This window comes from Pseudoalteromonas sp. SR44-8 (assembly GCF_014163635.1).
GTDB lineage: Bacteria > Pseudomonadota > Gammaproteobacteria > Enterobacterales > Alteromonadaceae > Pseudoalteromonas > Pseudoalteromonas rhizosphaerae.
This window is the reverse complement of record NZ_JACJDS010000025.1, coordinates 30909-55844: the sequence shown is the minus strand read 5'-3', so window position 1 is coordinate 55844 and position 24936 is coordinate 30909. Positions and strand designations below refer to the sequence as shown.

Sequence of the window (24936 nt, the reverse complement as noted above, 5' to 3'; positions counted from 1 at the left end):
TTATCCTTTATCATGGGTTCCCTGCCCACTTAGGTTGTCTTTGGCAACTCAGGATAAACTCAGTATTAAATTATTAAGCTTTTGAAAACTCTTCTTTTGATAACTCACCGTTTTGGTCAGTATCACGCTCTGCAAATCTATTTAAAAGCTCAGCATCTTCTGCGGCTTCAACTTGACTGATCACACCATTTTCATCAACATCAAGGGTATCGAAGTCTAACGCCTCAAAAGCAAATGCTGCTGATGAAGAGGTTAATGCAATAAGTACTATCGCTTTATTTAGTATGTTCATTGGTTATCTCCTTTCACCTGAGATGATGAATAGTGTGTTACGAAGTCCTTTTCATTTTTCCCTGTCAAAAAGCGACATTAAGCTTTTGAAAACTCTGCTTTTGAAAGTTCGCCGTTACCGTCGGTATCAAGCTCTGCAAATTGGCTCATAAGCTCAGCATCAACTGAAGCTTCACTTTGGCTAATTGCGCCATTACCATCAACATCTAATGTGTCAAAGTCTGTTGCAGCAAATGCGGCTGAAGAAGATGCTAGAGCAATAAGTGCCAACGTTTTATTTAATGTGTTCATAATAAATATTCCTTCAATGTTTATGGTTTCGAACGATGTGCTAATCACATTTTCGTTCTGTACAACTAGACTATTACAACTTCGGTGCCACATTTAAAAAAACGTTTAAAATCAAATTATTAAAAATAAAATTTACTTTTGACTGGCTATTTACGGTGTTTTTTGTTGCTTTTTAGCAACACGTAAACCACCTATAAAATATAGTTTATAAAAATCAATTAATTAGGTTTAATAGAAAAGACACAGATCCGTACTTACAGTGTTCGTATTTATATTTTTATAGGCAAGAAGAGTGACAGGCGCTGAAATTAACCAGCTGAAAATTAGCAACTGAAATAAATAAAAAATCTATGTTGCTGATAATTAATAACAATAAAAATAAATTTAGAGTTCTTTAAGGTGGGTTACGGTATATCCGCTATTTTGTCGCAAAACAGCGAATATGCACAAATTTACACCAGTGGCTCAAGCACTGAAAGGTCAATAAAGTGGTCTTTCATGAAAGTTTTCATCTCGTCTTCACTTGCCGTTAGTTGAATACCAAACTGGGCGCTAGTGGCATGGCTTTTAACACTGCATATTTGTCCGCTAAACTCAGTAACACCTTTATTGTTTTTATCGAGCATAATATGACACTGAGTATTCTTTAATTCACTGAGATCAGCTTTACTTTTTACATCAAACATTACCCCAGTTACTGAGATATCTTTAATAACTCCTTGCATCTCGCGTTCGTCATTAAACTTTATTTTTGCAGCTAATAATGTGGGAATACGAGTTTGTGATCGCAAACTAAATAATTGCACTTCAGTTGGGAAATTTAAATAAATAAGCCGTGCCGGGTGCGACGACACTGACATAACCTGCTGACGAAATGCTATAACTTGCCCGCCACCGGTTTCAAGCACCGCTCTGACGATCACCACAACACCATCTTTTAAATATTCACCCGCGTTACTTAAGCGCTTGGCTGATGGATAATTTAAAATCACAAAACGCTCATGCAATAAACCAACAAATTCAGTTTTAATTCGCTTACTGGCTGTGGGTGTTAATATTTCGACATCAACAATGCTACCAGCACTAATGTAGGCAAGGTTTTCTAAGTTTAATTGTTGTCTTGTTTTTGCCATTTCCTTTCCAACTATAAATAACCTTGTACAAGTGCTCGCTTTTATACAAACTAACCACGCCAGAAGGTCGGTGTAAACAACACTAATAAGGTGAATATCTCTAATCGCCCGAACACCATCGCAATGGTTAATAGCCATTTAGCGCCATCACTAATAGCGCCATAATGCGACGCAACATCCCCCAAACCAGGGCCGAGGTTATTTAAGCAAGCTGCGGTGGCTGAGAACGCCGTTATGTTATCCATACCGGTCCCCATTAACGCTAACATAATAATGACAAATACCAACGCATAAGCAGAGAAAAATCCCCATACGGCTTCAACTACTTTATCTGGTAATGCCTTACGACCAAGTTTAATAGAGTAAATAGCACGAGGATGCACTAACCGATTAAGCTCACGTATTCCTTGCAGATAAAGTAAAAACACTCGGACTACTTTCATACCGCCGCCAGTGGAACCTGCACAACCACCAATAAAGCTCGAAAATATCAGTAAAATAGGCAAGAATAAGGGCCATGCTGAAAAATTATCGGTGGCAAAACCCGCAGTAGTACTAATTGATACCGCTTGAAATAATGCCTGATCGAGCGTTTCGTCACCGTTTGCATATATGTTATTGGACGACAGTACCGTAAAACACACTATCACCAGCGCTAGTTGAATAAACAAAAACACTTTAAACTCAGGGTCGCGGATATACACTCTGAGATTTCGACTCGAAACAGCTGCGTAATGCAAGGTGAAATTAACGGCAGCGATGATTAGAAATATCACGCAAATAAAGTTGATTAATGGACTGTCAAAATGTCCCATAGAAGCATCGTAAGTAGAGAATCCGCCTATTGCAACAGTAGAAAATGAATGACAAATAGCATCAAACCAATTCATTCCGGCAGCCCAGTACGCTAAAGTACACGCGATAGTTAACGACACATAAATATACCAAAGATGTTTTGCGGTATCGGCAATACGTGGCGTCATTTTGGAATCTTTTACAGGCCCTGGAGTTTCAGCTCGATACAACTGCATACCACCAACGCCAAGCATGGGTAGCACTGCAACCGCTAATACGATTATCCCCATACCGCCTAACCATTGCAGTTGTTGGCGATAAAACAATACCGATTTAGGGAGATATTCAATGCCTGTTAACACTGTAGCACCGGTTGTAGTTAGCCCTGAAAACGCTTCGAATACCGCATCCGCTAATGATAAATTAGGTTCTTGTAAAAAAATCAGCGGTAAAGATGCGAATGCCCCTAGAACTAACCAAAATAGCACCACAATTAAAAAACCTTCGCGAGCTTTTAAATCTCCCTGCTCGCGTCTATTTGGATAGTATGCAAGTAAACCAATAATGACACTGAATATAAATGCGAGAACAAATGGCACGCCACCACCATCTTTATAAATGAGCGATACAATTGCTGGCGGCACCATAGTGATACTGAACAGTACAACCAGTTGGCCGAGAATTTTTATGATGGTACGAAATTGCATTGAGCTATCGCTTTTTTATTAAGTAATGATTAGTGCGTGAATGCTATTGTCTTACTCTTTAATACTTAACTCAACCGCGCCATGGCTCAAATCATAAATATCTTTTATGGCTTGTGTGGCTTGGCGGCTATCTATAGTAATAACCCATTCTATATTAGCAGTAAATTGCTTTTCTATGTTAAGTACTTGAAATTGCGTTTTTAGTAACTGCTCTATCGCTCCTTGCGCGCTGTAATCACTACAGCCCACCAGCTCAACACTAGGAACTTTTAATGTAGTTGTTAAATGTGCCAAGGCATTATTTAGCGAGCCGCCATATGCTCTGACTAACCCGCCAGTACCCAGCTTTATACCGCCAAAATAACGAGTAACTACCGCGGTGACTTCTCCAAGCCCAGATCCCATTAATACATTAAGCATAGGTTTGCCTGCAGTACCATTTGGTTCACCATCATCAGAGAAACCATAAACATGACTACCACCAGGATTACCTGCAACATGCGCCCAACAGTTATGACGAGCATCGCTATATTTACTTTCAATCTCACGGATAAACGCTTTTGCCGAGGCTAAATCTGGCGTATGAGCAATATGCACAATAAAGGTGCTTTTTTTTATTTCTTCTTGATGAAAAACGGTTGCTGCTGGGTACTTATATTCTGACATTCTTTGATAAACCCAAATAATGAAGCAAAAAATGGGGCCATATGGCCCCAACTTTTAACACCGGATGATTAATCTAATGCTAAATCACGGGTCATATTTTCTAAGCTATCTTCATGAACAATAATATTGTCCTCGATGCGAATACCGCCAAATGGTTTAAACGCTTCAACCTTTTCCCAGTTAATAAACTGCTTGTTGTCTGTTTGCGTTAAATCACCAAGTAATGAATCGATAAAGTACAAACCAGGTTCAATCGTGAATACTTGGTTTTTCTCAATCAAGCGCGTACAACGCAAGAATGGATGACCTTCTGGTGGCGCTTGATGTGTACCCTTTTCATCAGCCATAAAACCACCCATATCGTGCACTTGTAAACCAAGATGATGGCCAAGCCCATGCGGAAAGAAAGTCGACGTAATACCGCGCTCAACGATCTCAGTGGCTGGTAACTTAACAATATTAAAATCACTAAGCACCTGAGCAATACGTTGATGGCAATCTAAGTGCAGTTCACCGTATAACAAACCTGGTTTCAGTGCTTTACCCAATGCAATTTGATGCTGTGTCATTGCGGCAATTAATTCGGCAAACTCGCCCGACTTTTTAAAATCATAAGTACGAGTTATATCTGCAGCATAGCCATTAAAATTAGCGCCAGCATCAATTAAGAACGAATGATGTGCTTTTGGGGCTTGAGGCTCAAAATGAGTGTAGTGCAAAATAGCGCAATTTTCGTTAAGCGCAACAATATTGCCATACGGCATTTCGTTTTCGCTTTGGCGAGTGGCCATTAAATACGCTTGCTGAATATCAAATTCAGAGCCACCGTTAAAAAAGGTATCACGCGCAGCTTTGTGGCCATCAACCGCAATACGATTAGCTTGGCGTAAGCATTCAAGTTCGTATTGAGTTTTATAAGCACGGTGGTAATTAAAGTAATTGAGCACCGGCTCTGGGTTCATAATGCTAAAGCCTAGCGCTTGAGCTACTTCTAGGTATTCACCGATATAAGCGTACTTCGCCTTATCGTATGGTAATAGTTTTTCAACTTGATCAGGCTGTAATAATAGCTCGATATCAAAGTAATCAGCCCAAAAATCTCGTGGCTCATCTGGTACTTTGTGCCAAAAATCGACAGGGCGATAAAAAATCAGTTTTGGTTTATCACTGCCATTCACAACAATCCAACAGTGTGGATTATCGATGACCGGTAACCAAGCTTTGAAATGCGGGTTGACTTTAAACGGATAATACATATCGTCTAAAAACTGACGTTTAGCTTGTCCTGAATGGATCACTAAACCTTCTAATCCTTCACGCTCAATAATAGTACGAGTACGCTGCTGCAGTGTTGCAATATGTTCGGCGTATAAAACGGCTAATTTATCCATAGAAAACCCATCTGTTAAATTTAACTTATTTTAAGTCTAACATAGACCCTGTTTAACCCCAATGCAGATGCGCTAAAGCACTTGTGCCTTAGCCACCCATCTTCATATCCAATATTGGTGCCAGTATGTTTCCTTCGCGCCCTAAACGCGTGTGATAAACCTGACGATAAGCAAACACATTTTTTACGTACTCCCGAGTTTCACGGTACGGGATAAGCTCAATCCATAATTCAGCAGGCATAGCTTCATTTGGTAACCACTTTTTGATTCTATGGTAACCAGCGTTATACGAGGCAGTTGCTAGTATTTCGTTGCCATGGTTTTTGTTTTTTAAATATTCTAAATACTCTGTGCCTAAACGTATATTTGTTTTCGGCTGATTTAAGCGACTTCCTGAAACAGTACTTTTATTGACATACTTCGCTGTACTTGGTAATAACTGCATTAAACCACGCGCATTGGCGTGAGAACGCGCATCAGGTGCAAAAGAGCTTTCACGGCGCGAAATAGCAATGCTCCAAGTAACATCTATATGATTACGTTTACTATAACGCTCAAATAAATCTTGAAAAGCAAATGGGAAACGTAACTCTACATAATCCCATGCCTTAATTTGCGCTAAAGTATAAATAGTACTGTCGTACCAATCTAATTCTGCTGCGAGTTTTGAAGCCGCGAGCTTTTCTCCATCGCTAGAAGTGCTTGTTAAATAATTCCATTCGCGACGAGCCGAAGTAAACCGCTCAAGTTCATACATCGCTTTAGCACGTTTAAAACCTGGGGCATTAGCGACCTCATGCATTAATTTATCGCTCACTAACAATGGTTGATTATTGAGTTCAATAGGTAACCCCAACCGCGCGGCAGCCAAAAAGCCATAATAGTCACGCTCTTTTGCGACTATTTGCCAAATAGCTTTAGCACGCTGTGTATCACCTCGTTGAGCTAAACTGTAGGCTAACCAATATTGCTGACCCAGACTGAGATTTTCTTTACCTGTAAAAAACGCAACGATGCCCGACCAATCCTGAGTTTTCAGCATATTGCCTAACTGCCATTGCATTAATTTACGATCTTGACGATCTTTGGGCACTTTACTCAACCAGAAACGTGCCTCAGGATGACCTCTTGATGCCAACGCTAAAGCAAAACTATAATACACATCAGCCTTTTGCTCGTCAGAATAGTTAAACATTTTGTCTAACTTTTCCCACGCCTTGAGCGCTAAGGTTTTATCTCGCCAAATTAAGCGTTTAATTCCATAGTGTGCAATTTCGCTTTCCTTAACTGTTTTATGCTTGTAACGATACATTCCTGCAACTGCACTGGGATCGCTGCGAACTTTTCGATAAAAGTCAGCCAAGTATTGCTCATTTTTTGGTAATAAAGTTTTTAAGTATGGCAATAAACTTTGCGAACCACCTTGTGCTGATAACGTAATACGTTGCCATATTTGCTCTTGGCTCATATAACCTTTTTTACGCCAAGTACTAAATAATAGGTCACATTCTTCAGGCTGTGATTTCCCAACAGTCCATAAATTTGTTACTTGTCTCATTATCGCTTGTTCTGGTGCCCCTAAATCAAGCTGATACTGCAGGTAAGTGCAAGTCAGCTCACTATTTGTAGTCTCACGATAATTATTAATAAAAGCGGCTTTGCGGTTTTGCTTTTGCAAATTCTGCAGCCATGCTTTGCGCACTGGCCACTCTAAAGGCGTACTTTGGTAAATAGTTAAATAACGCTCTATTTCAGATTGGTGCTCAATATCGGGATGGCGCTGCCAATAGACTTGTTCCACATAAGGCTTTAATGGATGGTCTAGCTGTGCTGTTATTTCTTTAAACTCCTGATAACTAGCATATTTAACTTTTCTTTCAGCATCTAAAAATGCGTCATGTTCAGTATTAGCGTAGGCAGAAAATAAAGGAAATAATAATGCTGCTGCCGTTACACTTAAAAATTGTTTTTTCATGATGACCTTAAATATTCAAAGGTAAATAAAAGACAAACACTTCGCCTACACCTTAGCACCAAACAAGCTATATTTTAACCAGTAGTAAGGCACCACAGTAAATTTTTCGTTGCATTTTTAATTTAAAGCAAGCACACTGATTGAAATGCAAACTCATCGTACCAGTCTTAGTTCACTAACTAGGGAGAATAATAATGTTATATAAAAGCGATTCCTTTGAAGTTGCTTTCATCAAGGATAATATCGCCGAGTTCAAATTTTGTGTTGCAGGTTCTGTAAACACTTTGTCTCAGCAAACCTTGAAAGATTGCGCCTCTGCATTAAAAGAATTAGCCGCAAACAGTGATATCAAAGGCATGATTTTTACCAGTGATAAAGAACACTTTATTATTGGCGCCGATATTTTCGAATTTTTACCTACCTTTACTAAACCAGAAGCTGAATTAGTAACGTGGATCAAAGATGCCACTGATGTTTTTGACGCGCTAGAAGATTTACCATTCCCAACTTTAAGCGCTATCAATGGCTTAGCACTTGGTGGTGGTTGTGAGTGGGTACTTGCTACCGATTATCGTGTTGCTAGCACTGATGCTAAAATTGGCCTACCAGAAGTAAAACTTGGCATCATGCCTGGATTTGGCGGCACAGTTCGCTTACCACGCATTGTTGGTGCTGATAATGCGATGCTTTGGATCACCTCTGGTGCCGAAAACCGCGCAGCTGATGCTTTAAAAGTAGGTGCAGTTGATGCGGTAGTTAGTACTGACAAACTTATAGAGTCAGGAATTTCAACGCTTGAATTAGCAATCTCTGGAAAACTAGATTGGCAAGCTAAGCGACAAGTAAAATTACAACCACTTAAATTGAACCGTGTTGAGCAAGGTATGAGCTTTGCAATGGCAGAAGGTATGGTAATGGGTAAAACCAAAGGCCACTATCCTGCTCCTATTATGGCAGTTCGTACTATTAAAGCAGCAGCAAACTGTACTCGTGATGAAGCAATGGCGATTGAAAATGCCAACTTTGCTAAATTAGCACGCACTCCAGAAGCCGCAGCCCAAACGGGTATTTTCTTAGCAGATCAATACATCAAGGGGAAAGCGCGCAAACAAGCTAAAACCAGTGATGTAGTAATTAAACAAGCTGCAGTACTTGGTGCTGGTATTATGGGTGGCGGTATCGCTTACCAGTCAGCTTATAAAGGAACACCTATTATAATGAAAGACATCCAACAGGATGCGCTTGATTTAGGTATGGGTGAAGCATCTAAGCTATTAGGTCAAAAAGTTCAACGCGGCCATATGGCGATGGACAAAATGGTAGCAACGTTAGGTAAAATCAAACCAACTCTTAATGATAGCGATTTACAAAGCGCTGATATCATTGTTGAAGCAGTTGTTGAAAACCCTAAAGTTAAACAAGCCGTTTTAGCAGGTCTTGAAAAAGACATGCCTGCAGGCACTATCTTAACGTCTAACACATCAACTATTCGTATTGATGAATTAGCCACAGCTCTTGAAAAACCTGAAAATTTCTGTGGTATGCACTTCTTTAACCCAGTGCCAAAAATGCCACTGGTAGAAATTATTCGCGGTGAGAAAACTTCAGAGCAAACGATTAACGCCGTTGTTGATTACGCCTTAAAGTTAGGTAAATCACCTATCGTTGTTAACGATTGCCCAGGATTCTTTGTAAACCGTGTATTATTCCCATACTTTGCCGGCTTTAGTAAGTTAGTTGTTGAAGGCGCTGATTTTGCCAAAGTAGATAAAGTAATGGAAAACGTATTTGGCTGGCCTATGGGTCCTGCATACTTACTTGATGTTGTCGGTATTGATACGGCTTACCACTGTACTGGCGTGATGGCAGATGGTTTCCCTGAGCGCATGTCACGTGCCGAAAAAGATCCGGTAACAATATTCGCTAACGAAAAGCGTTTTGGTCAAAAGAACAAAGCGGGTTTCTACCAGTATGCTCCGGATCGTCGCGGTCGCTTGAAAAAAGCTCAAGATCCACAAGCAGTTGAGCTACTTAGTGCAATCACTGATGCACCGAAAGAGTTTGATAAACAAGAAATTATCGACCGTTGTATGATACCTATGATCAACGAAGTGCTACTGTGTTTACAAGAAAACATTGTTGCTTCTCCACAAGAAGCTGATATGGCACTTATTTACGGTATTGGTTTCCCTCCATTTAGAGGCGGCGCGTTCCGTTACTTAGATCAAACTGGACTAGCTAACTTTGTTGCAACAGCTGACAAATACGCTCATCTAGGTGCGATTTACCAAGTATCTGAACAAACTCGCAAATGGGCTGAAGAAGGCCGTATTTTCTATAAGGTGGAAGGATAAGACCATGAATACTCCAGTAATTGTAGATTGTATCCGCACGCCAATGGGCCGTTCAAAAAACGGTGTATTTAAACATAAGCGTGCCGAAGATTTAAGCGCCCACCTAATGAAGGGCTTACTTGATCGCAACCCAGCCGTTGATCCAGCATCGATTGACGATATCTATTGGGGTTGTGTACAACAAACTTTAGAGCAAGGTTTTAACGTTGCTCGTAATGCCGCATTACTTGCCGGCATTCCTCACACAGTGCCAGCGGTAACAGTAAACCGCTTATGTGGATCATCAATGCAAGCATTACACGATGCTGCTCGCGCAATCATGACTGGCGCTGGTGATACCTACATCATTGGTGGTGTTGAGCACATGGGTCATGTGCCAATGACCCACGGTAACGACTTTCACCCAGGCTTAGCAACTTCAATTGCACAAGCATCTGGCTCAATGGGCTTAACCGCAGAGTACCTTGCAACTATTCACGGTATTACCCGTGAGCAGCAAGACCAATTTGCATACCGCTCACATCAACGAGCTCATGCAGCAACGGTTGAAGGACGTTTCCGCCGCGAAATCCTCGCAATGGAAGGTCATGACGCAGATGGTTCACTGATTTTAGTTGAAGATGACGAAGTAATTCGTCCAGAAACAACGGTAGAAGGCTTATCACAGCTTCGCCCAGTATTTAACCCTGCATCAGGCTCAGTCACTGCCGGTACGTCTTCAGCTCTTTCTGACGGCGCATCTGCTATGTTAGTAATGAGCGAAGAAAAAGCCAAAGCTTTAGGCTTACCAATTCGTGCACGTGTTAAAGCCATGGCGGTTGCAGGTTGCGATCCATCAATCATGGGTTACGGCCCAGTACCAGCAAGTAAAAAAGCATTAGCACAAGCCGGTATCACTATTGATGATATCGATGTTGCTGAGCTTAACGAAGCATTCGCAGCACAGTCACTACCAGTATTAAAAGACCTAGGTCTTGCTGATGTAGTTGATGAAAAAGTGAATTTAAACGGCGGTGCTATTGCTCTGGGTCATCCTTTAGGTTGTTCTGGTTCACGTATCAGCACCTCACTTATTCACTTAATGGAAGATAAAAACGCAAAATATGGTTTAGCAACTATGTGCATTGGTTTAGGCCAAGGCATCGCAACTGTATTTGAACGTGTGCAAGATTAATAAAATGTATTAAGTAATACCTTGGTGATAAAAAGCCGCGTTGATTAAATCAACGCGGCTTTTTTATAATTAATTTTTTGCAGCTAAGTTATGTCGCTTTATAAGCACAAGTGAAGTGACTTTATTTATCAGGCTGAGGTCGTTAAACTAGCAGCCTTAAATTAATCGTTAAGCGCTAAATAAACAGTAAAGGTTATGCAATGAGTTTTGAGAATCCCGATCACCAATTAGATGCCATTGGCCTACGCTGTCCGGAGCCTGTAATGATGATCAGAAGCGCGGTACGTAAAATGGAAAATGGCGAAACTTTATTAATTATTGCCGACGATCCATCAACCACCCGTGATATCCCCAGCTTTTGTATGTTTATGGATCATACACTGTTAGAAAAAGAAGTAGATGCCATACCGTATCGATATTTAGTTAAAAAAGGGTTATAAATCAATAATTAACCCTAATTAAAACATTCATTAATCCCAGTAAAAGTTTAATTTCAACTGCCACTGAAACTCTGTTGCATGTTTATAACCAAATCGTATGTCGAAATCTTGATTGATAGGCACTGATAGCTCGATGTTCGTTGCAATACCGCTTAACTGTTGGTGATAAAACTTCTCAATTGATGTTCTTAGTTTTAAATTAGAAGTTACAGTCGTTAAAAATCCTAGCTCTATTGAAGTATCCAGCCATTGTTGGGTGCTTTGTAATTCACCAGCATAACCATTAATCATACCGTACACTAGCGACTGATTAGCATTTAATAACCATGACTTTCCAACTCCTGCCATGGCAAATGTACTTGAGCAACTAAAGCACTGACTGCGATTTCTTTCATAACCTACATTTATCTGCCATGCCCAACCGCCTTCATTTGGCCACTGACTATAGGCTGGGTTAAATGATTCTAGATCTAAAAGATGTAATTTTTCTAGATATAACTGCGAATCAAATAAAGCAACCTCAACATCCAACATCTCTAAATTAGAGTAAGGAACTCTGGCAATATCAGAAGCTAATGAATCAAAATAACTCAATCTGAAACCTAAATTTAGGCTTTGTTCATTTTTATACACAGTCGAAGAAATAGATATATTTGAGGGTTTCTGAGCTGAATGCGGTGCATATTTATCATAATTAATAAAAGAGGTTTCTTTACCTGGAGGTAGGACTAAACGAGCTTTAATAAGAGCTTTTTTTAACTTTTCAATGTGTTCAACATCATATTTTTTTATTTGCTGCAACTGAACAAACTCAAAAAGAGTTTCAATAATTCGTTTTTTAGTTACCACATCTAGATTTGTAAATGTCGGCTCAAAAAGTATATTTTGCGAATGATAAATAGCTAAAGCCAGCTTAGAGTCTTTTACTGAAAGATTGTTTTCATATTGATGAAAAACACTACTTCTTGAAGGAGTAAACTCAATCTGCTTTACTAGCTTTTCGTTATTATATTGAGCACTATTTAAGCGAGAAAAAATAGTCGCAGGAATAACCCAAGGCGAAAGCTCATTCGTTAACTGCTCACCTATAATTAATTCAACAACCCTTGCGATATGAAATGCACAGTTTTCATCCGCAAAATAGTAAGAATACTTAGCCCCCATAATTTCCCATAAATGATTAGTTAAAAAGAGGACGTCTTCTTGGCTAAAGTTAAGCTTATATTCCCATATATCTCTCAGCTCTATTTCACCATAGTTATGTTGATGACGGTAAAATAGTTGATCAGAAAAACCAGCCTCGTAACCGCCAAATAACCCTTTCGTAATATAGACCAAACCGTTTTCATTATCAGGAACTAGTGCCCCATAATTTAAGCTGTAATCTAGTAACTTATTGTGCTCTGGCGTTGATCTATTTAGCTTTAAAAGCATATGACCATAAAGCGAAGCCGGATTACTCATATACCCTGAAGCAAAGACTAAACTTACAGAGTGAATCGGTTGTTTATCTCTCCACTCTATAAGTTCGGTGCATTCAACCTTTGGCTCTGAGAATTCAAGCCCTTGTGATAGTAACCACTGATATCTAGCAGGATACTTGCATTGCATTTGTGCGTCTTTATTAAATGCATCAATCGTTGCTTTTAACTCGGATGAAGGGTTATTTTTGCCATTTTTTGAGATAAAAAATGAATCACTCTCAATATAACTTTGAGGAGATGATGCGTTTTTATAATGCCCTAATTTCAACCAGGTTGGATGCTCGGAAAGTGAGCTAGATGAATAAGATGAAAACGTAGCAAACAGTGCTAGTGCTGGTAAGTATTTGATTGTAGTCATAAGTATGAGTAGGTGCTGACACCTACTCTATTAACAGTTAAATAACTGGGCAAGTAGCTGCAAACTGTGTAGTCACTTTGCTTTCAACAATTGCATATAATGCTTGAGGATTTTGAGCAGGTTTAGTCGCAAAATCGTTACGGATAGCATTTACAATTTGACCATGAGAACTAGCGTCACAACCACGTACATTTAGCATTGCAGTAACATACTCACCTTCACCTTCAGCAATTTCTTGCTCAAGTACAGGGAATGTTTGTTGAATAAATAGAGCTGTTTTTGCACCTGCGCCTTCACAGCTACCAACAGATGATATATTTGAAGATACTGCTGTAGTACCTAAATCCCAAATAATATTTGAAATTGCTGCTGCGGTTCCATTCTCTGGAAATACCATTGCGCCGATACCACAATCCTGCCAAGGGTTAAGACCCTCTTTAGCCTGTAATGGAGCGGCTATAAAAGCCCCCGCTAAAACAACTGCTGTTACTGTAGTTTTTAACATCTGTAATCCTATTTTAATTTTTTTTATTCATATTAACGATCCAAGTATATTATGATTATATTTGGCGCTTTAGAGGTTTTAAATTATTTTTGATATAGTACTCAAAAATAATTGACTTCGATTATTACAAAAAATCTGTACCAATTTTAACAGGGTGTTATTACTTCTGTAAATATAATCAGACATTATAATGGCAATATTTACCCTGTAGCTCTATTTTTTAGTTATTGTTACTTTTGGCTGATCGTTATTATGATAATCGATGCTAACGATGTAGCTGCCTTTAATTGCAGGAGTGAAGCTAAAATAATTATAAGTAGTGTCACAATCGGCAACAACGCTTTGCCCTAACGTCAGAGATTGACCGGTTGGATCTTGTCCACTGAACCCACAGTTATAACCTGCGCTCCACTCCATATCAGCTATTTTAAACTCATACACTTTACCCGGTGTTGAAAACTTTACTTGTGCTTGATAAAGCGCAGGCGCGACTTGAGTAAATTCATATTGCGTTTCTGCATCCCATAAATTGAAGTCGCCGCGTAGGTACATTGTACGGTCAAGTTCTTGGCCTGGCAGTACATCGCTAAGATCTGGCATTTGTATTTGGCTCGAACAAGCACTCAGTAAAGCAACTAGAGCCACTGTTAATATACGTTTCATAGGTATTCCCTCTAATACTAAAAAGCCAGCATAGCTGCTGGCTTTTTAAGCGAAGCTGAATTTATTTCTGTAATACAGAAATATCAGCAATATCTAAAAATAGACCACTCAGTTGACTGAGTAATGCTAAACGGTTTTGCTTAACGGCTTCATCGTCTGCCATTACCATCACGTTGTCGAAGAAGTTATCAACACTTTCACGAATACCCGCAAGTTGGGCAAGCGCTTCTTGATAGTCGCCAGCCGCGTATAACGGCGCTAATTCAGTGGCAAACTTAGCAACTTGTGCCGCTAATGCCTTTTCGGCATCATCGCTTAATAAGCTCTCATCAACAGTGCCTTGCGTTGTAATGTCATTTTTAGCCAGAATATTACTTACCCGTTTATTAGCTGCTGCAAGCGCTTCTGCGGCGTCTAATGTACGGAAGTGACTTACCGCTTTAACACGACGGTCAAAATCAACAGGCTTAGTTGGGCGACGTACTAGTACAGCTTGAATAACGTCTACTTCAATACCTTCATCTTGATACCATGCACGAAAACGCCCTAGCATAAATTCAAACACATCGGCTGATACATTTAAGTTAGTTAGCTTGTCGCCAAACAGGGTTTGTGATTTTGCGACTAGATCTAAAATATCAAGTGGTAGTTCTTTTTCTACCATGATACGCAGCGCACCAATGGCTGCACGACGAAGCGCAAACGGATCTTTATCACCTTTTGGTGCTTGGCCAATACCAAAAATACCTACCAGTGTATCGAACTTATCGGCAATCGCTACCGCGCAGCTAATTAAGTTTGTAGGTAAATTATCACCGGCAAAACGCGGCATGTATTGCTCGTTTTGGGCAATGGCAACATCTTCGGCTTCACCGTCATGGCGTGCATAGTGCATCCCCATCACACCTTGTACGTCAGTAAACTCCATCACCATTTCGGTCATTAGATCGGTTTTACTTAATAAACCAGCACGCTTAGCAAGTGTTTTATCGGCACCTAATTGCTCAGCAATGTAACCAGCAAGTTCACTAATACGCTCTGACTTATCTTTAAGCGTACCCAATTGCTGTTGGAACAATACGCTATTAAGTGATTCTAAACGGCTTTCAAGAGTTTTCTTTTTATCTGTTTCAAAGAAGAACTGCGCATCAGCTAAACGCGGGCGCACTACTTTCTCGTTACCAGCAATAACTACGCTTGGGTTTTTACTTTCGATGTTTGAAACAAACAAAAACTTATTAAGTAGCTTGCCGTCTTGATCAAGTAATGGGAAGTATTTTTGATCGTCTTTCATGGTGTAGATCAGCGCTTCGGCTGGTACATCTAAAAACGCTTCTTCAAATGTTGCAGTAAGAGTTACTGGCCATTCAACCAATGAAGTTACTTCTTCAAGTAAATCTTCATCCATAGCTACTACTGCATTAACGGCTGTTGCTGCAGCTTCGATTTGGCTTCGAATTTGTGCTTTACGCTGCTGGTAATCAGCAACAACATGTGCAGACTTAAGCACCTCAAAAACATCATCAGCGTGTTTGATTGTGATTTTTTCTGGATGATGAAAACGATGGCCTTGCAGTTGGTTACCCACTGCTTTACCAAGGACTTCGCCTTCAATCAGCTGATCGCCAAACAAAATAGTTGCGGTATGAACAGGACGAATAAATTGTGTTTTATTCGCCCCCCAACGCATTGGTTTAGGAATAGGAAGTTTAGCTAACGCTTTATTTACCGCATCAGCCATCAAGGCTGTGGTTTCTTTGCCTGCTACTTTAGCAATGTGTAACAACCATGCACCTTTATCGGTCTCGAGTGTTTGCGCTTCACTTACTTCAATACCACAACCACGAGCCCAACCCATTGCAGCTTTGGTCGGCTTGCCATCGGCATCAAATGCAGCCTTCGTTGCTGGACCACGTTTTTCTACTTCTTTGTCTTGTTGCTGAGCTTCAAGTGCTGTTACTTGTAAACCTAAGCGACGAGGAGATGCATACCAGCTTACGCCTTGGTGATTAAGCTCTAGACTCTCAAGCTCTGCAGTCAGATTTGCAGCAAATGCTTCGGCAAGTTTACGCAATGATTTTGGTGGCAACTCTTCGGTGCCAATTTCTACTAATAAATTTTGTGCTGACATGCTTACTTATCCTTACACAACGGGAAACCAAGCGCTTCGCGTTTGTCATAATAACTTTGTGCACACGCTTTAGATAATGCACGAACGCGCAAGATATAACGCTGGCGCTCTGTCACCGAAATAGCGTGACGTGCATCCAATAAGTTAAATGCGTGTGATGCTTTCATTACTTGCTCATAAGCAGGTAATGGTAAGCTTGCTTCAATTAGCTTTTGGCTCTCAGCTTCGCATTTATCAAACTGGGCAAATAAATCGTCAACATTTGCATGCTCAAAGTTATAAGTTGATTGCTCAACTTCGTTCTGATGGAATACATCACCGTAAGTAACACGGCCCATTGGGCCATCAGCCCATACTAGATCGTAGATGCTATCTACGCCTTGAATGTACATAGCTAAACGCTCAAGACCATAAGTGATCTCACCAGTAACAGGAGAGCACTCTAAGCCCCCTACTTGTTGGAAGTAGGTAAACTGGGTTACTTCCATACCGTTTAACCAGATCTCCCAACCAAGACCCCATGCGCCTAGCGTAGGTGATTCCCAGTTGTCTTCAACGAAGCGTACTTCGTCAGTAAGGGTATCAATGCCAACAGCCGCTAATGAGCCTAAATATAGCTCCTGGATGTTATCTGGTGATGGTTTTAATACGACTTGGAACTGGTAGTAATGTTGCAGGCGATTTGGATTCTCACCATAACGGCCATCGGTAGGACGACGACATGGTTGCACATACGCGCTCGACATTGGTTCAGGACCAATAGACTTTAAAAATGTTTGCGGATGAAATGTTCCTGCACCAACTTCCATATCAAGTGGCTGAATAATGACACAGCCTTGCTGTGCCCAGTAATCCTGTAAAGCCAGGATCAAACCTTGAAAGGTTTTAACGTCATATTTTTGCATATTTGGCTTTTAGTATCTGCTGTGATGTAGCGTGAAAATTACCTTCAGTATACCTTGTGCGTAGTCATGTTTTAAGCAGTTTGTGCAATTGAGAAAATAAAAAAGGAGCCTAAGGCTCCTTTTTTGTAATTACTATAATTTAATTATACGTCTAAGTTAACTACACGTAGTGCATTCGTTTCTATGAACTCACGACGCGGCTCAACTTGGTCACCCATCAAGGTTGCGAATAATTGGTCTGCACCAACAGCATCTTCAATGGTTACTTGTAACATGCGACGCGCTGAAGGATCCATGGTAGTTTCCCACAGCTGACTTGGATTCATCTCACCTAGTCCTTTATAGCGTTGGATATATAGCCCACGCTTAGATTCTGCGATCAACCATTCCAATGCATCCACAAAGTTATCAACAGCTAGTGTTTTCTCTCCACGTTGAATATAAGCACCTTCACTTAAGATATTGGCAATGTTAGTACCAGTTACTGCGATGCGTTTATAATCACGTGAAGAGATAAAATCATGGCTCAGTACGTGTGCCTTATCAACACCGTGTTGGCGAATATTGATAACTGGGTAATATAAGTTACGCTCAGTATCATGCTCTGTTGCAGCAGCGAAGATAGTTGCATCTTCATCACGTGCGACTAAGTCATCGACTAACGTTTTGGTCCACTCGATTACTTTAGCTTCATCGGCTAAATCAGTTTCGTTTAGCTCTGTTTGATAGATCAAACGTTCCATAACCGTATTCGGGTATTTACGTTTTAAGCGCTCAATAACTTTAACTGTGTTTTGATAATCATGAACGATAGCCTCTAAAGCTTCACCTTCAAGTGCAGATGCATCAGCACCGGTATAAAGTGCGGCACCATTTAATGCTAATGAAGTTAGGTATTCGACAAGTGCTGGATCATCTTTAATATAGCGCTCTTGTTTACCTTTTTTCACTTTATAAAGTGGTGGTTGAGCAATATAGATATAACCACGTTCAACGATTTCTGGCATTTGACGGTAGAAAAAGGTCAATAGTAACGTACGAATGTGCGAACCATCGACGTCAGCATCGGTCATGATAATGATTCGGTGATAGCGTAATTTTTCAGGGTTATACTCATCGCGACCAATACCACAACCAAGGGCTGTAATTAACGTGGCAACTTCTTGTGAAGATAACATCTTATCAAAACGCGCTTTCTCTACGTTTAGTATTTTACCTTTAAGCGGAAGAATCGCTTGATTCTTACGGTTACGACCCTGCTTGGCTGATCCGCCAGCAGAGTCCCCTTCCACTATATATAGTTCAGACAGGGCTGGATCTTTTTCTTGGCAATCCGCTAACTTCCCAGGTAAACCTGCTAAGTCCATTGCGCCTTTACGACGTGTCATTTCACGGGCTTTACGCGCAGCTTCACGAGCACGAGAAGCATCAATGATTTTACCAACAACTATTTTTGCATCTACTGGATTTTCTAATAAGAACTCAGTGAATTTCTCAGCCATTGCTTGTTCTACAGCTGATTTAACTTCGCTTGAAACTAGCTTATCTTTGGTTTGTGATGAGAACTTAGGATCAGGAACTTTAACACTAACAACTGCAGTTAAGCCTTCACGGGCATCATCGCCTGTTGCATTACTGGTTGTTTTAGCTTTTTTGTTAAAGCCTTCTTTTTCCATATAGTTGTTAAGTGTACGAGTTAGCGCAGATCTAAAACCGGCTAAGTGAGTACCACCATCACGTTGTGGAATGTTGTTTGTAAAACAGTAAATGTTTTCTTGGTAAGCATCATTCCACTGCATTGATACTTCAACGCTAATACCATCTTCTTCACGTTCATGAGTAAAGTGGAATACACCTTTATGAATAGGTGTTTTATTACGGTTTAAATACTCAACGAAGGCACGAATACCCCCTTCATATTTAAAGTGGTCAGTTTTATTTTCTTCGCGTTCATCATTTAAAATAATACTCACACCTGAATTCAGGAATGATAACTCGCGTAAGCGCTTAGCTAAAATATCGTAATGGAAATCTAAGTTTGTGAAAGTCTCACCACTTGGCCAAAAACGAAGTTCAGTACCTGTGGTTTCTGATTCGCCAATTACAGCTAGTGGCGCATCAGGAACACCCATAGTGTAAAATTGCTCATGTAGCTTGCCTTCACGACGAACTGTTAGCTTTAATTTTTCTGAAAGCGCATTTACTACTGAAACACCAACACCGTGTAAGCCGCCTGATACTTTATATGAGTTATCATCAAACTTACCACCAGCATGTAGTACTGTCATAATTACTTCAGCAGCTGACACGCCTTCTTCTTCATGAATTGAAGTTGGAATACCACGGCCGTTATCTCGAACAGAGACAGAACCATCTAAATGAATTGTGACATAGATGTCATCACAGTGACCTGCTAAGGCTTCATCGATAGAGTTATCAACGACCTCAAACACCATATGGTGTAAGCCTGTGCCATCATCGGTGTCCCCTATATACATTCCAGGACGCTTTCTTACTGCGTCTAATCCTTTTAGTACTTTAATACTCGACGAATCGTAATTCTCAGACATGGTTAATCCCACTTATCTTGTTATTAGGTTGCCATGTTTCACGTGGAACATTTGTAGTTCTCGTTGCATGGGTTCCACCACAGCAGAAATACTTTCAGATTGAATTGTAGAGATAAATATTTGAGAGCTACAGTGCGACAATAACTGTCCTACTTTCTCTTTCGTATCTTCCCCTAACTCTGAAGGTAGATCATCTATTAGCAATATTGATTGCTTTTCTGTCTCTGACTCAATCAAACTATTTTGCGTTACTTTTAACGCATAAAGCAATAGCTTCAATTGACCGCGTGAAAAGGTGTTTTCCACACTATTGCCAGCGACACTAAAACTGAAATCAGCTTTATGCGGCCCTTTATTTGTAAAACCTTGGCGACTATCACGCTCAAAGCTTTGTTCGAGAGCGTCGGCTAGAGATTCATTTTCTTTCCAACCAGCATAAAAACTTATTTCTAAATCGCGTATAAGCGTTAATTCTGCACACATTTTATCAAAAAATTGCTGCTTAAACCTACTTATATACGCAATTCGTAAATTATTTATTTGGTCTGCCAGTCTAACAAATTCTTTATCCCAAAACTTGATTTGATCAAAATAATTCTTAGGCTTACTTTTCAATAATGCATTACGTTGCTTTAATACTTTATTGAAAGATTGCCACAAATAAAAAAAGTCTTGTTCCACGTGGAACAATCCTAAATCTAAAAATTTTCGGCGTTCTTTTGGACCTCCAAAAAACAACGAATAGCTTTCTGGGGTGATCACTTGTACTGGCATTAACTGGGCAAGTTCAGACACTCGACGACTAGACTTACCCTGTATTTTTAATTCTGTCTCACCACTTAAAGTCTTACTAATACCGATTGGAATTGATAAGTTATAAAGTGATTTACGACCATGAATGGTGAATTTTTCTTTATGGTGCGTAATGATACTTTTGTGTTTTGGGGTGCGGAAAGACTTGCCATGAGAAAGGTAATAAATAGCCTCAAGAAGGCTGGTTTTGCCACTGCCATTTTCACCATAAATTATGTTAATACCATTCACTGGCTCTACAGTGAGCGCCTCAATATTCCGAAAATTATTGAGGCTCAAATGACTTAAACTCATAGTGCCTTATAAGCGCATTGGCATAACAACGTACATGGCTTCTTCATCGCCAGCACCTTCTATCAATGCACTACTATTTGAATCAGCAAGCGTAAATAAAACGTCTTCTGTTTTTAATGTATTTAATACATCTAAAACATACGATACGTTAAAGCCAATTTCTAAGTCATCACCTTGATAGCTTACTTCAACCACTTCCTCAGCTTGCTCTTGCTCTGGGTTGTTGGCGGTAATTTTTAATAGTCCGTTCGATAAGTTTAACCGTACACCTCTAAACTTCTCGTTCGATAAAATAGATACCCGTTGAAACGCACTGCGTAACCATTCACGATTTGCGGTAATAACTTTATCACCACCACGTGGCAATACTCGGCGGTAATCAGGAAAACGCCCATCAACTAATTTACTCGTAAAAGTAAACTCTGTATCTAAAATACGAATATGATTTGCACCAAATTGAATTGTCACCAACTCATCATCAGCAACCATTAGACGCATAATTTCTTGTACGCCTTTACGCGGAATTATTAGCTGACGTTGAGTGTTTAACGATTGCGTTAATTGTTTTTGCGCAATTGCTAAACGGTGACCATCAGTAGCCACTGTTTTTATATCAGTATTATCTACTTCAAACGACATACCATTTAAGTAATAGCGTACGTCTTGATTGGCCATCGAAAAGTGGGTGCTTTCAAGTAACTTTCGCAGTTCTAAGCGCGTTAGTTGAAATTCAACTTCACCATCCCACTGCTCAAGATTAGGAAAGTCTTCCGCAGCGAGTGTAGTTAATGAAAAGCGGCTTTTTCCACTGGTCAGTAATAGTTGGTGATCTTGACTGCTCAACGTTAAATCTGAACCGTCTGGCAGACTTTTACAAATATCGAGTAATTTTTTAGCTGGCAAAGTCAATTTTGCATCAGCGGTATCATCGCCAACAAAAACCTTTGCGACAAGTTCAATTTCAAGGTCTGTGCCTGTCATTGAAAGTTCGCCATTTTCAACCTCTAACAAAACGTTAGATAAGATAGGCAAGGTATGCTTGCGCTCAATTGCGCCAGATACTTGCACCAAAGGTTTTAAAAATTGTTCTCTTGATATAGTTATTTGCATAATAAAGTCAGCCCTAAGATGACAATGTTCTTATTAGGTTTTGGTAATCTTCTTTCACTTCGTGGCTTTCATCACGTAGTGATTTAATCTTTCTGCACGCATGCAATACTGTAGTGTGGTCGCGGCCACCAAAGGCATCACCAATCTCAGGTAAGCTGTGATTGGTAAGTTCTTTAGACAATGCCATAGCAACTTGGCGAGGCCTTGCGATAGAGCGGCTGCGGCGCTTAGATAGCAGGTCTGAGACGCGAATACGATAATATTCAGCAACCGTACGTTGAATATTGTCTATCGTGACCAGTTTGTCCTGCAAAGCGAGTAAGTCACGTAATGCTTCTTTTACAAAGTCGATCGAAATTGGTCGACCAGTAAAGTTTGCATTAGCAATCACACGATTAAGCGCGCCCTCTAACTCACGCACATTTGAACGTAATTTTTTAGCGATAAAAAAGGCCACTTCGTGAGGTAAATTAATTTTACTCTGCTGGGCTTTTTTCATCAAAATAGCCACTCGCGTTTCAAGCTCTGGCGGCTCAATCGCGATGGTTAAACCCCAACCAAAACGTGATTTAAGGCGATCTTCAACCCCTTCAATCTCTTTTGGATAACGATCTGAGGTTAAAATAATTTGTTGGTTACCTTCAAGTAATGCATTGAAAGTATGAAAGAATTCTTCTTGAGAGCGTTCTTTGTTAGCAAAAAACTGAATATCATCGATCATTAAAGCATCAACACTGCGGTAATAACGCTTAAATTCTTCAATAGCATTATTTTGCAGGGCTTTAACCATATCTTGCACAAAGCGTTCTGAGTGCATATAAACAATTTTTGCATCTGGCTTATTTGCCATAATACCATTGCCAACCGCATGTAATAAATGCGTTTTACCTAAACCCGTTCCACCATATATAAATACCGGGTTAAAGGCAGCACCAGGATTATCCGCAACTTGCGTCGCAGCAGCTTTTGCTAACTGGTTAGATTTACCTTCAACAAAACTATCAAAGGTGTAGTTTTCTTTAATGTTTGATTTGTAACCAGACTTAGGAGCAGGCTCAACCACAGCTTTAGCTGCTTTTGGTTGCTGCTTTGCTGCCGGCTGATTCATCGGGGTCGCAGAGCCAGTTGTTGCAGGCGCGATCACTTGCGCATTGTGGATTGGCTTGCTACCTACATCAAAGCGTAACTCTGGCGCTTCATCCTTACAAATCTCAACAAGTAATTCATTAATTCGGTTTAAGTACTTTTCTCTTACCCAATCAAGCACAAAGCGATTAGGTGCATAAATCGTCAGGGTATCTTCGGTACTTTCTGCTTGTAGTGGTCTTACCCACATACTGAACTGCTGCGAAGGCAGTTCATCTTGCAATACATATAAACAACTTTGCCAAACCGACAGATACACAGTTAAACTCCCAAAGACTTAGTATTTATTCCCGGTCATCTTTAGTGGCCGGAAATCATACATTTATTACTATTATTTAGGCAATTTGTTAACCCAAGACCGAGTATTATGAATGCACTTTATCCACAAGTACAAGATTGATTTTTTTGAAAAATATGATCTGGCTAAAAAAAACAAGCAAGACATTGATTTTTAATAGCAATTATTTTTAACTTCAAAGTATGATCATAGCAAAAAAGGGCTTGGATCGCGATCAAATTATGTGATCTATTTTACTTACCCCAAGCTTTTATGCACTTTTTATACAGAGCCTGTGGAAAACTTCTTTAATATAAGGATCCTAGCAGATCCTGCCAACAGATCTATTATCACCCCTCTATTATAAATGCGATTATGGTTGACTTTAAGGCACTTCATCGATAATATCTCGCGCTCGCAATGGCACCTGTGCCAGGATCGCGACCTGCATAGGATGTTTTAACCTTTAACCGATCGGATGGAATTGTTATGAAAAGAACTTTTCAACCTAGCGTTTTAAAACGCAAACGTGCACACGGTTTCCGTGCTCGCATGGCAACTGTAAATGGCCGTAAAGTATTAGCTCGTCGCCGCGCTAAAGGCCGCAAAGTTCTTTCTGCTTAATATATAAGTGGAAGACTTTAACTTTGGCAGGGAGTTACGTCTGTTAACTCCCTCGCATTACTCTCGCATCTTTAATGAACCCGCTCGGGCCGCAACTCCTTTTTTTACCTTATTAGCAAAACCCAATGACCAAGCAAAACCTCGCTTAGGACTCACTGTCGCTAAAAAACGGGTTAAAAAAGCTTGCCAACGAAACCGTATTAAACGTCTTGCTCGCGAAAGTTTTCGTTTAAACCAACACACTATTGATAATGTCGATATTGTGCTGATGGTTAAAAGTGGTATTGATGAACAGTCAAATGAAGAGCTAACTAAACAACTCACTAAATTATGGCGCAAGATTAACGAACGCTGTAAACCTGGTGCACCAAAACCACCGCCGTTTAAAAAACGCCCCAACAAATCGGCTAAATCCAATAAACAGAGCCAATAGCAATAGAATTACATGGTTAATTAAGGTATCTTTAGCTCACCTTTTAATCATGCATTTAAAATTCCATTTTGGGCGTTTAAATTCATGGTATCCATTCACTAAATATTACGCAGAGGCTTGAACATCATGAGGTTACTAAAACCACTTGTTGCTTTTCCTAAGCGCTGTTTAGTGTTATTAATTCGTGGTTATCAAAAGTGGATTAGTCCGCTGTTAGGTCCGCATTGTCGCTTTAATCCAACCTGCTCTAGTTATGCTATTCAAGCAATTAATTTGCATGGATCTGTAAAAGGGAGTTGGTTAGCGGTTAAACGCATATTAAAATGTCATCCTTTACATTCAGGTGGGGATGATCCCGTACCTGAAAAATTAACCCATATTAACCACCAACACGAGAAATAAGAGC

At 40.0% G+C, this 24936-nt stretch carries 22 protein-coding genes; 6 read left to right on the top strand and 16 right to left on the bottom strand.

From position 1 onward, the window contains the following. Window positions 1-73: 73 nt before the first annotated feature. The 7 genes from H5183_RS13735 to H5183_RS13705 form a co-directional block, all read right to left on the bottom strand. On the bottom strand, window positions 74-292 hold the full coding sequence (locus tag H5183_RS13735; RefSeq protein ID WP_145241750.1) for a calmodulin: 219 nt from the start codon (window positions 290-292) through the stop codon (window positions 74-76). Between the two features lie 77 nt (window positions 293-369). Next, window positions 370-582, bottom strand: coding sequence for a calmodulin (locus H5183_RS13730; RefSeq protein WP_145241748.1), 213 nt, complete (start codon window positions 580-582; stop codon window positions 370-372). A 452-nt stretch (window positions 583-1034) separates the two neighbouring features. Beyond that, window positions 1035-1715, bottom strand: coding sequence for a flagellar brake protein (locus tag H5183_RS13725; protein WP_149983181.1), 681 nt, complete (start codon window positions 1713-1715; stop codon window positions 1035-1037). 50 nt (window positions 1716-1765) lie between these two features. Beyond that, on the bottom strand, window positions 1766-3217 hold the full coding sequence (locus tag H5183_RS13720; RefSeq protein ID WP_145241744.1) for a TrkH family potassium uptake protein: 1452 nt from the start codon (window positions 3215-3217) through the stop codon (window positions 1766-1768). Between the two features lie 51 nt (window positions 3218-3268). Beyond that, window positions 3269-3883: a YigZ family protein gene (locus tag H5183_RS13715; protein WP_149983180.1), complete on the bottom strand. Its 615-nt coding sequence runs from the start codon at window positions 3881-3883 to the stop codon at window positions 3269-3271. Between the two features lie 68 nt (window positions 3884-3951). Then, complete coding sequence (gene pepQ, locus H5183_RS13710) at window positions 3952-5274, bottom strand: Xaa-Pro dipeptidase (protein ID WP_145241740.1); 1323 nt, start codon at window positions 5272-5274, stop codon at window positions 3952-3954. An 88-nt stretch (window positions 5275-5362) separates the two neighbouring features. Continuing rightward, the gene (locus H5183_RS13705) at window positions 5363-7249 is read right to left on the bottom strand and encodes a transglycosylase SLT domain-containing protein (protein WP_182731932.1); all 1887 of its coding nucleotides are present in this window, start codon (window positions 7247-7249) and stop codon (window positions 5363-5365) included. A gap of 194 nt (window positions 7250-7443) precedes the next feature. Between H5183_RS13705 and fadB the strand changes: the two genes are divergently transcribed. The 3 genes from fadB (at window position 7444) to tusA (ending at window position 11217) form a co-directional block, all read left to right on the top strand. Further along, complete coding sequence (fadB, locus tag H5183_RS13700; protein WP_145241736.1) at window positions 7444-9603, top strand: fatty acid oxidation complex subunit alpha FadB; 2160 nt, start codon at window positions 7444-7446, stop codon at window positions 9601-9603. Window positions 9604-9607: 4 nt separating this feature from the next. Beyond that, window positions 9608-10777, top strand: a complete 1170-nt coding sequence (gene fadA / locus H5183_RS13695) for an acetyl-CoA C-acyltransferase FadA (RefSeq protein ID WP_145241734.1) — start codon at window positions 9608-9610, stop codon at window positions 10775-10777. Between the two features lie 200 nt (window positions 10778-10977). Then, complete coding sequence (gene tusA / locus H5183_RS13690; protein WP_182731931.1) at window positions 10978-11217, top strand: sulfurtransferase TusA; 240 nt, start codon at window positions 10978-10980, stop codon at window positions 11215-11217. A gap of 30 nt (window positions 11218-11247) precedes the next feature. Here the strand turns inward: tusA and H5183_RS13685 are convergent, their stop codons facing one another. The 9 genes from H5183_RS13685 to dnaA form a co-directional block, all read right to left on the bottom strand. Beyond that, window positions 11248-13059: a DUF4105 domain-containing protein gene (locus H5183_RS13685; protein WP_182731930.1), complete on the bottom strand. Its 1812-nt coding sequence runs from the start codon at window positions 13057-13059 to the stop codon at window positions 11248-11250. 37 nt (window positions 13060-13096) lie between these two features. After that, window positions 13097-13564: a DUF3015 family protein gene (locus tag H5183_RS13680; protein ID WP_182731929.1), complete on the bottom strand. Its 468-nt coding sequence runs from the start codon at window positions 13562-13564 to the stop codon at window positions 13097-13099. 213 nt (window positions 13565-13777) lie between these two features. Then, complete coding sequence (locus tag H5183_RS13675) at window positions 13778-14227, bottom strand: hypothetical protein (protein ID WP_182731928.1); 450 nt, start codon at window positions 14225-14227, stop codon at window positions 13778-13780. A gap of 61 nt (window positions 14228-14288) precedes the next feature. Beyond that, the gene (glyS, locus tag H5183_RS13670) at window positions 14289-16358 is read right to left on the bottom strand and encodes a glycine--tRNA ligase subunit beta (RefSeq protein WP_182731927.1); all 2070 of its coding nucleotides are present in this window, start codon (window positions 16356-16358) and stop codon (window positions 14289-14291) included. Window positions 16359-16360: 2 nt separating this feature from the next. Beyond that, window positions 16361-17263: a glycine--tRNA ligase subunit alpha gene (glyQ, locus tag H5183_RS13665; protein ID WP_145241722.1), complete on the bottom strand. Its 903-nt coding sequence runs from the start codon at window positions 17261-17263 to the stop codon at window positions 16361-16363. A 143-nt stretch (window positions 17264-17406) separates the two neighbouring features. Beyond that, entirely contained in the window at window positions 17407-19833 is a 2427-nt protein-coding gene (gyrB, locus tag H5183_RS13660) for a DNA topoisomerase (ATP-hydrolyzing) subunit B (protein WP_149983171.1), read from the bottom strand. A 12-nt stretch (window positions 19834-19845) separates the two neighbouring features. Then, complete coding sequence (recF, locus tag H5183_RS13655; protein WP_145241717.1) at window positions 19846-20940, bottom strand: DNA replication/repair protein RecF; 1095 nt, start codon at window positions 20938-20940, stop codon at window positions 19846-19848. Between the two features lie 6 nt (window positions 20941-20946). Beyond that, window positions 20947-22050: a DNA polymerase III subunit beta gene (dnaN, locus tag H5183_RS13650; RefSeq protein ID WP_149983170.1), complete on the bottom strand. Its 1104-nt coding sequence runs from the start codon at window positions 22048-22050 to the stop codon at window positions 20947-20949. Between the two features lie 13 nt (window positions 22051-22063). Then, window positions 22064-23455 carry a chromosomal replication initiator protein DnaA gene (gene dnaA / locus H5183_RS13645; protein ID WP_145241713.1) on the bottom strand — a complete coding sequence of 464 codons (1392 nt, stop codon included), beginning with the start codon at window positions 23453-23455 and terminating at the stop codon, window positions 22064-22066. Window positions 23456-23962: 507 nt separating this feature from the next. Here dnaA and rpmH point away from each other — a divergent pair. From rpmH to yidD, 3 genes are all read left to right on the top strand, one after another. Beyond that, window positions 23963-24097, top strand: a complete 135-nt coding sequence (gene rpmH, locus H5183_RS13640) for a 50S ribosomal protein L34 (RefSeq protein ID WP_004335215.1) — start codon at window positions 23963-23965, stop codon at window positions 24095-24097. A gap of 7 nt (window positions 24098-24104) precedes the next feature. After that, the gene (gene rnpA, locus H5183_RS13635; RefSeq protein WP_145241711.1) at window positions 24105-24530 is read left to right on the top strand and encodes a ribonuclease P protein component; all 426 of its coding nucleotides are present in this window, start codon (window positions 24105-24107) and stop codon (window positions 24528-24530) included. 126 nt (window positions 24531-24656) lie between these two features. Then, on the top strand, window positions 24657-24932 hold the full coding sequence (yidD, locus tag H5183_RS13630) for a membrane protein insertion efficiency factor YidD (RefSeq protein ID WP_064668255.1): 276 nt from the start codon (window positions 24657-24659) through the stop codon (window positions 24930-24932). Window positions 24933-24936 lie beyond the last annotated feature (4 nt).